The 9,377-nt window shown below is 67.3% G+C and carries 7 protein-coding genes; 3 read left to right on the plus strand and 4 right to left on the minus strand.

The features are described from left to right. Positions 1 to 951 (plus strand): homoserine kinase, encoded by a 951-nt coding sequence (locus OX89_RS17645; RefSeq protein ID WP_047351591.1) that lies wholly within the window; start codon positions 1 to 3, stop codon positions 949 to 951. A 150-nt stretch (positions 952 to 1,101) separates the two neighbouring features. After that, positions 1,102 to 1,929, plus strand: coding sequence for a BPSS1780 family membrane protein (locus OX89_RS17650; RefSeq protein WP_047351592.1), 828 nt, complete (start codon positions 1,102 to 1,104; stop codon positions 1,927 to 1,929). 264 nt (positions 1,930 to 2,193) lie between these two features. Here the strand turns inward: OX89_RS17650 and OX89_RS17655 are convergent, their stop codons facing one another. The 4 genes from OX89_RS17655 to OX89_RS17670 form a co-directional block, all read right to left on the minus strand. Beyond that, positions 2,194 to 4,344, minus strand: a complete 2,151-nt coding sequence (locus OX89_RS17655; protein ID WP_047351593.1) for a PhoX family phosphatase — start codon at positions 4,342 to 4,344, stop codon at positions 2,194 to 2,196. Positions 4,345 to 4,524: 180 nt separating this feature from the next. Further along, the gene (locus tag OX89_RS17660; protein WP_234305597.1) at positions 4,525 to 5,097 is read right to left on the minus strand and encodes an OmpA family protein; all 573 of its coding nucleotides are present in this window, start codon (positions 5,095 to 5,097) and stop codon (positions 4,525 to 4,527) included. A 128-nt stretch (positions 5,098 to 5,225) separates the two neighbouring features. Further along, positions 5,226 to 5,828: a hypothetical protein gene (locus OX89_RS17665; RefSeq protein WP_234305598.1), complete on the minus strand. Its 603-nt coding sequence runs from the start codon at positions 5,826 to 5,828 to the stop codon at positions 5,226 to 5,228. 287 nt (positions 5,829 to 6,115) lie between these two features. Continuing rightward, positions 6,116 to 8,566 carry a UvrD-helicase domain-containing protein gene (locus OX89_RS17670; protein WP_047351596.1) on the minus strand — a complete coding sequence of 817 codons (2,451 nt, stop codon included), beginning with the start codon at positions 8,564 to 8,566 and terminating at the stop codon, positions 6,116 to 6,118. A gap of 64 nt (positions 8,567 to 8,630) precedes the next feature. On the opposite strand from OX89_RS17670, the gene OX89_RS17675 reads away from it, so the two are divergent. Further along, complete coding sequence (locus tag OX89_RS17675) at positions 8,631 to 9,338, plus strand: hypothetical protein (RefSeq protein ID WP_047351602.1); 708 nt, start codon at positions 8,631 to 8,633, stop codon at positions 9,336 to 9,338. The last annotated feature ends 39 nt before the right edge of the window (positions 9,339 to 9,377 follow it).

Here is a 9,377-nt window from a genome sequence, read left to right on the forward strand (position 1 = left end):
ATGGCCGTTTTCACCGAAGTCTCCACCAAAGAGGCGCGCGAATTGCTGCGCCGGCTGCAGCTGGGCAAGCTGCTTGAGCTGCGCGGCATCGAGGGCGGCATCGAGAACACCAACTACTTCGTCACCTGCGAGCAGGGCGAGTACGTACTCACGCTGTTCGAGCGCCTCACCGCAGAGCAGCTGCCTTTCTACCTGCACCTGATGAAGCATCTGGCGCACGCGGGCATCCCCGTGCCGGACCCGCAGGCCGACAAGCATGGCGAGATCCTGCACCAGGTGTGCGGCAAGCCCGCTGCGCTGGCCACCAAGCTGCGCGGCAAGAGCCAGCTCAGCCCCCAGGAAGCGCACTGCGCGGCCGTGGGCACCATGCTGGCGCGCATGCACCTGGCCGCAAACGGCTATGAACGCCAGCAGCCCAACCTGCGCGGCCTGCCCTGGTGGAACGAGACCGTGCCGGTGGTGCTGCCGCACATCGGCGCCGAGCCGGCGGCGCTGCTGCAGTCCGAACTGGCCTACCAGAACCATGTGGCGGCCTCCAGCGCCTACGCGGCGCTGCCGCGCGGCCCCATCCATGCCGATCTGTTCCGCGACAACGTGATGTTCGAAGGCGAGGAACTCACGGGTCTCTTCGACTTCTATTTCGCGGGCGTGGACACCTTCCTCTTCGACCTGGCCGTGTGCCTGAACGACTGGTGCATCGACCTGCCCACCGGCGCGCACGCCGCACCGCGCGCCCAGGCCATGATCGACGCCTACCAGGCCGTGCGCCCGCTCACCGTGCATGAACGCGCCCTGCTGCCCGCCATGCTGCGCGCCGGGGCGCTGCGCTTCTGGATCTCGCGCCTGTGGGACTTCTACCTGCCGCGCGAGGCCGCCATGCTCAAGCCCCACGACCCCACACACTTTGAGCGCGTGCTGCGCCAGCGAGCGGCCCACCCGGTGACTCTGTAGCCGCCATGGTGCGCCGCCCGCCCCGCAACAGCCACTCCGCACATAACCGTTGGTTTCATCCACCGCTGCGGCCTGTGCAGCGGCAACTGGGGTAAATTCCCCCATGCGCCCGCACCGCTGCCGCGGCGCTCCACCTTCGATTTCCAATCCATGAAACTGCACATCGTCCCCGCGCGCGCGGGCCTGGAATGGGTACGCCTGGGCATTCGCGTGTTCTGGCGCCAGCCCATGGCGCTGGCCGCGCTGTTTTTCATGACCATGGCGGCGATGTCGCTGGCCACCATGCTGCCCCTGATCGGCCCCGCCGTGGCGCTGGGCCTGCTGCCCTCGGCCACGCTGGCCATGATGGTGGCCGCGGCCGAGGCCAGCCAGGACCGCGTGCCCACGCCCGCACTGCTGCTGGTGGCGTTTCGCACCGGCAAGCAGCGGCTGAACCACATGCTGACCCTGGGCGCGCTCTACGCCGTGGGCTTCCTCGGCCTGATGGGGCTGTCGGCCCTGGTGGACGGCGGGCAGTTCGCACGCGTGTACCTGGGCGGCGAGCCGCTGACGCGCGAGATGGCCGAGTCGGGCAGCTTCCAGGCGGCCATGTGGCTGTCGCTGCTGCTGTACGTGCCGCTGTCGCTGCTGTTCTGGCACGCGCCTGGCCTGGTGCACTGGCACAACGTGCCGCCCGTGAAGGCGCTGTTTTTCAGCATCGTCGCCTGCCTGCGCAACTTCGGGGCCTTCACGGTGTATGGGCTGTCGTGGATGGGCGTGTTCCTCGGCGCAGGCGTGGTCATCAGCCTGCTGGTCACGATGCTGAGCGCCATCGGCCTGGGCGCCGGCATGGCCGGCGGCATCATGGTGGCGACGGCGATGGTGTTGGCCGCCATGTTCTTCTCGTCGGTGGTGTTCACGTTCCGCGACAGCTTCGACGCGCCCCACCACGACCACGGCGACTCGTCCGCTGCGGCGTCACCCGAGCAGGATTCATAAAGCTGCGCCAGCGGAGTCGTCGGGGCGCTCCGCCCGGTCCCGTGCTTCCAGATAGTCCGACGGAGCGGGCCGAGTCCCCGCGCGCTTCGGCGCACCCGGGCGTGCCCCGAGCCAACCACTGCGCTTGGGGTGGCTGCTCCTCAGCGAACAAGCTCCACCCGCGCCTCGCCCTGAACAGGCAAGAAAAAACCCGCCAGAGGCGGGTTGGAAGTACCGCGGAGCCGTCCTGCGCGCAAGGCGAGAGACGGCTCCCGTGCAAGCCGGTTAGATACCGATCGTGCCGCCGTCCTTGCGCGTCACCACCACGGTGGCCGAGCGCGGACGCTTGAGGCCCTTGTGGCTGCTGGTGATCCCAGGCTGGTTGCCGGGCCAGTAGCTGGTGAAGGTGCTGGTGGCGAAGTTGGCCTTCTCAGCATCCTCGCCCGGGTGCTGCACGTTGAAGAACAGCGTCTTGCCGTCGGGCGTGACCACCACGCCCGTGATTTCGCAGTCGAACGGGCCGACCAGGAAGCGGCGCACCGTGGCCTCGGTGGGCTTGGCACCCATGATCGTGGCCTGGCCCTCCTTGGTGGTGACCTTGCCGCCGTCACCGACCCTGCCGGGAATGGCGGCCAGCATCATGCAGTTGGTCACATCGGTGTAGGAACCGTCGTCGGTCTGGATCCACAGCAGGCCGCCGGCATTGGCGCTGCGCTGGTCGAAATGCAGGCCGTCGGGGCTGGAGAAATCGTTCACGGCCGTCAGGCCCGACAGGTTCTCGCTCTGCTTGTTGTCGCTGCGCGCGCCGAACAGGTACACGTCCCACTGGAACTTGGTACCCGCCTGGCCGCCCTCTTCCTTCCAGCGGATGATGTGGCCATTGGTGTTGCCCACGCGCGGGTTGGCGGCGTTCAGCATGGCGGCCGTGCGCTGCGAGTTGTTGGTCATGGTCATGTACACCTCGTTGTTCAACGGGTTCACGCCACCCCACTCGGGACGGTCCATCTTGGTCGCGCCGCGGGCGTCGGCCGCCAAACGGCAGTGCATGAGCACGTCGGCCTGGTCGGCGAACGGGTACAGCGCGTTGGTGGCGTCGATGCCGTTCTTGCCGTACGTCAGTTCCAGCCACTCGCCGCTGCCATCGTTGTTGAACTTGGCAGCGTACAGCGTGCCCTTGTCCAGGTACTTGGCACCGGCGGCCACGCCGCCGTTGATGTCCTTGGGGTCCCACTTGGCATCGGACACGAACTTGAACACGTACTCGTTGCGCGCATCGTCGCCAGAGTAGATGACGATCGGCTCGCCGGCCTTGGCGGGTGCCGGCCATGCCCCTTCATGGTTGAAGCGGCCCAGCGCCGTGCGCTTGACGGGCTTGCTGTCGGGGCGGAAGGGGTCGATCTCCACCACCCAGCCGAAGGTGTTGAAGATGTTGCGATAGTCCTCCGCGGCGCTGGCGGCGCTCACCTTGCTGTTCCAGCGCTGGTACTGCTCGCCCTCGGCAGTGTCCCACAGGTAAGGGCTCTTGCGGTTCTCGGGCAAGCCATAGCGCTTCAGGGCCACGATTTCGGTGGCGGAGCGTTGGGCGTCGTCGCCGGCGGCACGGCCGATGACGTTCAGGAAGTTCTCCTCGCACGTCAGGTAGGTGCCCCAGGGCGTGTAGCCGTTGGCGCAGTTGTTGTTCATCCCGAAGGCCTGCTTGCCGTCCGGCGAGAGCTTGTTGAACAGCTTGGCGTTGCCGGCGGCGGGGCCGCCAAAGTCCATCGGCGTGGCCGAGGTGATGCGGCGGTTGTATTTGGAGCCGCGCACCATCTCCATCTCGTTGCTGCCGCTCTTGCGCTTGACTTCCACCACGCTGGCACCGTGGGCGCGGATTTCCTTGTCCACCTGCTCGGCCGGGCGCTTGCCGTCCACCGTGATGCGCCCCGTGGGATGCAGACCATAAGGCGCAACCACATACTCATGGTTCACGCACAGCAGGCCGCGGTCGGAGCGGCTGGGGTCGAACTTGCCGTCGTCGGACATGCCGAAGTAGTACATGCCGTCGTGGCCGTCGCCGATGCGGCGGTCATAGGACTCGGCCGTCTCGGAGCCATCGTCCTTCCAGGACTCGTCGCCATAGTGGATCGGGTCGCCCAGGGCGTGCAGGATGCTGACCTGGTAGCCCTCGGGTACCGTTACCAGGTCGGCGTTGCTCTTGGCGACGGCATTGAAGTTGAGGCGGATCGGCTCGGGTGCGGGAGTTTCGTCATCGTCGCTTCCACCGCCGCAGGCGCTCAGGCTCACGCCGCCCAGCAGAGCCGCAGTAGTGGCGCCGACACCGCCCTTGAGGGCGCTGCGACGGCTCAGGCGCGCGGCCAGGACGCTGTCGATGTGCTGGTTGGACGAATGGTTGACGATTTCATTGTCGTCGTACTCGGAAACGATCGTGGTGTTCATGGGTCGTTGGACTCGGTAGTGGCAATCAAGGTCCCGCGATCCTGGAGTACGTCTGTTGCGCCCGCATGACGTGTACATGACATCTTCAAGACACCGCTTCGCACACCGGGCCTTCCGTGCACACGCGAGGACACACAGGCCCACAGCGCCTGAGCGACGCGCGGGCCCTGGCCCCATCCCCTACCGCACCGGCAATGCCCCGATCACGATCTGCACGCGCCGGTTGCGCTGGCGCCCATCGGGATCGTCCCGCCCATCCGGCGTGGTATTGGGCGCGACAGGCTGGCGCTTGCCCATGCCGCGCGTGGCGATCGGCCGCCCCGTGTGCGACTGCAGCGCGGCGGCGACGGCGGCGGCGCGGCGCTGCGACAAGGCGTCGTTGTAGGCATCGCCCCCCTTGCCGTCTGTGTGTCCCACCACGTCGATGGGCGCCTGGGGGTAGCTCTTGAGCAGCTCGGCCGCCTTGTCAAGCGAGCGCGCGGCATCGGCGCGCAACTCGGCCTTGTCAAAGTCAAACAACACATCGGCAGGCAGGTCGATGGAGATGGCCTGCTCGGGCGTGGGCTGGGCCTGCAGTTCCACCAGCAGCGCGCGGGTCTGCTCCAGCCGCTGCGGCGGCACCTCGGCCGCGCGCAGCAGCGTGGCCGGCCCTGCCGCCGCCTGCAGCCGGGTTTCGGTCTCGCGCGGCACCAGGCCGCCATGCGTCACGTGCGGCTGCAATTGGGTCAGCGGGGCAGCGTCCGCTGGTTGCAAATGGGTGGGCGTCGCCGCGAGCGACTGGCCGCTGCGCCGCACTTCCAATGGTTGCGCCGCTGAGGCCACGGCGGCGCAGCACGCGGCCCACAGGACAGCCCGCCAGGCTGGCGAACACCGCACCGCCATCAGCCCGCCTGCAGCGGCAGGTCCATGGACAGCCCCGGCGCCACGATGTTGTCGCCATCGTTGCCGTCATTGAAGACCAGCTTGAGCGTGCGCGCGGTGGGCAGCACGCGGCCCAGGAAAACCAGTTGCCCATCCAGGGTCTGGCCTTCGCGGATGGTGATGTCCCGGTTGTGGTCCGGCCGCTTGACGTGAAGGCGCGCGCCGCTTTCGTCCTGCAGGTAGGTATCGGCCAGCGCCAGCATGGTGGAGTCGGTGATGCGGTTGGCAAAGGAGATGCTCACATCCAGCACCGTGGCGTCCCCCCCGATCTGCACACTCTTGACGCGCACCGTCACCCCCGCCGGTGCCACGCCTTGCACGCCCAGCGGCAAGGTGCGTGGCGCGGCCGGAGCAGCACTAGGGGGAGCCGCAACCACCGCTGCTGCGGCAGGCGCCGCCGTGGTTGTTGCCGCCGGCGCCGCAGCCGTGGCGGAGGGTGGAGCCGTGGCCGGAGTCGGTGTGGAGGCCTGCACCGCCGCCGTGCCCGCCGGATCCTTGCAGCCCGCGAGCCACAACGTCGCCATGGCCACCGCCATCCAACCCAGGGTTCCTCTTTGTTCCATCCCCATCTCTACTCCTTGCGTGGTGCTTGACAGTGAACGCGCATCACAGGGCACTGGCGGCGTTCATTCCCAAGGAGCAATTTATTCGCGGCAATGCGTGCCAGCGGGGTTTCCTGTAATCAAAAGTTATCCTGAAAAATCGATGAGGGACATGCGCTGGCCCCATACGTCTCAAGCCCCACGCGGCATTCCCTGGGCGTGAAGCCCGCGCTGCCTCCCCATGTCGGGGAAATTTCAAGTTACTTTTGAATAAGCAAGACAGAAGGCTGCTGTCTCTGGGCGAGCGCTTACTCGACGATGGTGAGCTTGGCCACCGACAGCGCCAGCCACTTGGTGCCGTGGCGCGGAAAGTGCACCTGCGCACGCGCGTCGGCGTCCGCGCCTTCGATGGCCAGCACCTTGCCCTCGCCGAACTTGGTATGGAACACCGCCAGCCCCACGCGCAAGCCATGGCCCGGCGCCGCCTTGACCGGGGGCACGGGGGGGCTGGCGAACACTTCGGCTTTGAAGCCAAATTGGCCTCTAGCGCCCGACTGGTAAGCGCGAGCAGCTCCTGAATCAGGAGCAAAAGATCCAAACCCTGCCTGGCGCGGTGTGATCCATTTGAGCGCCACCTCGGGCAGCTCATCAAAAAAGCGGCTCTTGACGTTGTAGCGCGTCTGCCCGTGCAGCATGCGCGTCTGCGAATGGCTCAGGTACAGACGCTTGCGCGCGCGGGTGATGGCCACGTACATCAGGCGGCGTTCTTCCTCCAGGCCGTCGCGGTCGCTCATGGAGTTCTCATGCGGGAACAGCCCTTCCTCCATGCCGCCGATGAACACGCAGTCGAACTCCAACCCCTTGCTGGCATGCACGGTCATGAGCTGCACCGCATCCTGCCCCGCCTGGGCCTGGTTGTCCCCCGCCTCCAATGCGGCGTGGGTCAGAAAGGCCGCCAGCGGCGACAGCGTTTCGCCGGTGTCGGCATCCACGTTGCCAGGGGCATTCAGCATCGGCGCGTCGGGGTCCAGCCCCTGGCTGGCCGGGCTTTGCGTGAGGGCATTGCCGTGCTCGTCCAGCGGCAGCGCGACCGCATCGCGGCCAAAGCCCTCCTGGGTGACGAAGCTCTCGGCCGCGTTGATGAGCTCGTCCAGGTTCTCCAGCCGGTCCGCGCCTTCCTTTTCGTGGCGGTAATGCTCCAGCAGGCCGCTGGATTCCAGCACCTGGCCGATGATGCCGCGCAGGTTCTGGCCCTGCGTCTGCTCGCGCAGCACTTGAACCAGGGCCACGAAGGCCCCCAGGTTGGTGCCGGCCTTGCCAGGCACCGCACTCACCGCGTCGTGCAGCGAGCAGCCACTGCTGCGCGCCGCATCCTGCAGCACCTCCAGCGTGCGCGCACCAATGCCGCGCGGCGGGAAGTTCACCACGCGCAGAAAGCTGGTGTCGTCGTGCGGGTTCTCCAGCAGGCGCAGGTAGGCCAGCGCATGCTTGATCTCGGCGCGCTCGAAAAAGCGCAGCCCTCCGTACACGCGGTAGGGCACGCTGGCGTTGAACAGGGCCGATTCGATCACGCGGCTCTGCGCATTGCTGCGGTAGAGCACAGCGATCTCCTTGCGCGGCATCTCGCCGTCCCGCACGAGCTGCTTGATCTCATCGACCATCCACTGCGCCTCGGCCAGGTCGCTGTTGGCCTCGTAGATGCGCACGGGCTCGCCCGGGCCCTGCGTGGTGCGCAGGTTTTTTCCCAAGCGCCGGCTGTTGTGGCTGATCAGCGCGTTGGCCGAGTCCAGGATGTTGCTGTAGCTGCGGTAGTTCTGCTCCAGCTTGATCTGGTGCTGCACGTCGAACTCGCGCACGAAGTCCTGCATGTTGCCCACGCGTGCCCCGCGAAAGGCGTAGATGCTCTGGTCGTCGTCACCCACGGCCAGCACGCTGCCCTGCGTGTGCAGGCGTCCGTCCACCACGTCGCCCGCCATCTGCTTGAGCCAGGCGTATTGCAGCTTGTTGGTGTCCTGGAACTCGTCCACCAAAATGTGCGCAAAGCGCCGCTGGTAATGCGCCCGCACGGGGTCGTTGTCGCGCAGCAGCTCAAAGCTGCGCAGCATCAGCTCGCCAAAGTCCACCACGCCCTCGCGCTGGCACTGCTCCTCGTACAACTGGTACAGCTCCACCTTCTTGCGCGTGTCGGCATCGTGCGCCGGCACGTCGCGCGGGCGCATGCCCTCTTCCTTGCAGCCAGCGATGAAGTAGGCCAGCTGCTTGGGTGGGAAGCGCTCCTCGTCCACGTTGAACTGCTTGCACAGCCGCTTGATGGCCGAGAGCTGGTCCTGCGTGTCCAGGATCTGGAAGGCTTGCGGCAGGCCTGCCAGCTTGTGGTGCGCGCGCAGCAGGCGGTTGCACAGGCCGTGGAATGTGCCGATCCACATGCCCCGCACGTTGATGGGCAGCATGGCTGAGAGGCGCGTCAGCATCTCCTTGGCCGCCTTGTTGGTGAAGGTGACGGCCAGGATGCCGCCCGGAGTGGCCAGACCGTTCTGCAGCAGCCAGGCAATGCGCGTGGTGAGCACCCGGGTCTTGCCGGAGCCGGCGCCCGCCAGGATGAGCGCATGGCCGGCAGGCAGCGTCACGGCGGCCAGTTGCTCGGGGTTGAGGTTTTGCAGCAGCGGCTGCACCGCCTGGGACGAAACCCCGGTAGCGCCGGCACCATTGCCAGTGCCAAAAGGCGCTGGCGCGCCGGAAAACAGGTCGTGTGGGAGCATTCCGCCATTGTAGGAACGCGACCGGCGCATGCAGCCGCTCGGGCTTTGTGGAACCATGGCACCCATGCGCTATCCACTGCTCACCCTGCTTGCCTGTCTCGCCATGCCCCTGGCGATGGCGCAGCCGCGCGCCTCCTGCTCCAGCGACGCCCAGCCCAAGCCCACGGTGCTGGTGGAGCGCTTTCTCAACGCCGACTGCGCCAGCTGCTGGGCGGAGCCGCCAGCGGTCGCGGCTGCTGGCCGGGATGCGCTGGTACTCGACTGGATCGTGCCCGGCACGCAGGGCGAAGATGCCCCGCTGTCTGCCGCGGCCACGCCCGATGCATTGGAACGCCTGCGGTCACTGGGACGCGAGGTGCCGCAGCGCAGCGACACCTTCGTGAGCAGCCTGCCCACGCTGCCCACCACCGCCCTGCTGCGCGTGGCCCACGGGCCCGCAGTGGCAGACTACTTGGGTGCGCATCTGCGCTTCATTCCCCCGCATGGCAAGACCCCGCGCCGCCTTCAGGTCACGCTGCTCATGCTGGAGGAAATACCCGCAGGCACCGAGGGCAGCCCGGTCACGCGCCACCTGGTGCGCAATGTCTTTCACGGCGTGTGGGACGCGCGCGGGCAGCGCCCCTCACAGGAGCGGGGCGGCTGGCTGGAGATCCGCCCCATGCGCATACCCCACGGAGCGCAGCCCGAGCGCCTGCGCATGGCGGCCTGGGTGCAAGGCGATGGCGGCGACTGGGTAGGCGCCGCACACACCTACTGCGGCACGGGTCATTAACAGGCCGTTGAAAAAGTGCTTTTCGAACGCATCAGGGAC

Source organism: Diaphorobacter sp. J5-51 (genome assembly GCF_001023515.1).
Lineage (GTDB): Bacteria > Pseudomonadota > Gammaproteobacteria > Burkholderiales > Burkholderiaceae_C > Diaphorobacter > Diaphorobacter nitroreducens.

Bases quoted from the DNA above. Each gene is read 5' to 3' on its own strand.
- OX89_RS17645 (WP_047351591.1), top strand. From the start codon at position 1: ATGGCCGTTTTCACCGAAGTCTCCACCAAAGAGGCGCGCGAATTGCTG.
- OX89_RS17650 (WP_047351592.1), top strand. From the start codon at position 1,102: ATGAAACTGCACATCGTCCCCGCGCGCGCGGGCCTGGAATGGGTACGC.
- OX89_RS17655 (WP_047351593.1), bottom strand. From the start codon at position 4,344: ATGAACACCACGATCGTTTCCGAGTACGACGACAATGAAATCGTCAAC.
- OX89_RS17665 (WP_234305598.1), bottom strand. From the start codon at position 5,828: ATGGAACAAAGAGGAACCCTGGGTTGGATGGCGGTGGCCATGGCGACG.
- OX89_RS17670 (WP_047351596.1), bottom strand. From the start codon at position 8,566: ATGCTCCCACACGACCTGTTTTCCGGCGCGCCAGCGCCTTTTGGCACT.
- OX89_RS17675 (WP_047351602.1), top strand. From the start codon at position 8,631: ATGCGCTATCCACTGCTCACCCTGCTTGCCTGTCTCGCCATGCCCCTG.